This is a genomic window from Pseudomonas sp. WS 5410, assembly GCF_012985645.1.
Taxonomy (GTDB): domain Bacteria; phylum Pseudomonadota; class Gammaproteobacteria; order Pseudomonadales; family Pseudomonadaceae; genus Aquipseudomonas; species Aquipseudomonas shahriarae.
The window spans coordinates 1-613 of the sequence record NZ_JAAQWS010000058.1 but is presented as its reverse complement, the minus strand read 5'-3'; the positions used below and the strand labels follow the sequence as shown (position 1 = coordinate 613).

General features: G+C 62.0%; 1 pseudogene. It reads left to right on the top strand.

Features of this window, described 5'->3' with window-relative positions:
* Window positions 1-613 (top strand): annotated as a pseudogene (locus HBO24_RS29325) (type IV secretion protein Rhs); the annotation flags it as partial.

The following is a 613-nucleotide window of genomic DNA, read 5'->3' as shown; positions in this document are numbered from 1 at the left end:
ACTCGGATGACGCCTGGGTTACTGAGCAGAACGTTGTTTCCTACCGCTATGACGAACAGTGGCGACTGCTTGAGGCGATCAATGCCGTCGGCGAAAGCGAGCGCTATCAGTACGACAGCCTTGCGGTGATCACTGAGCGGCAGTTGGCCGGTGGGGCGAGTTTTTTCTGGGAGTGGGAACGGTCTGGCAAGGCGGCGCGCTGTGTGCGGCATTGGGCCAGTTTTGCGCAGATGGATACGCGCTATAGCTGGGACGACGGCCGCGTCACCCTGCTTAACGCCGATGGCAGTCAGGAAGTTTACGTGCATGACCCGCGGGCACGCCTGGTGCAGCGGGTTGATCCGGATGGCGGCGAGCATTTCAGGTCCTACGACGCACAGGGGCGGCTGACGGTTGAACAGGATCCCCTCGGCGCGATCACGGCCTATCAGTACGACGAGGCTGGGCGCTTGGTGGCGCTGTTTCCCGGGGATGACGAGCCCACGACCTACGAGTATGAGGATGGCTTCGTACGGGTCATGCGCCGGGGTGAGGCGGTCTGGAAGTACCAGCGTAATGATCAGGGCGCGATCACGCGCCAGACTGATCCAGCCGGCAATGTCACCGAGTACAG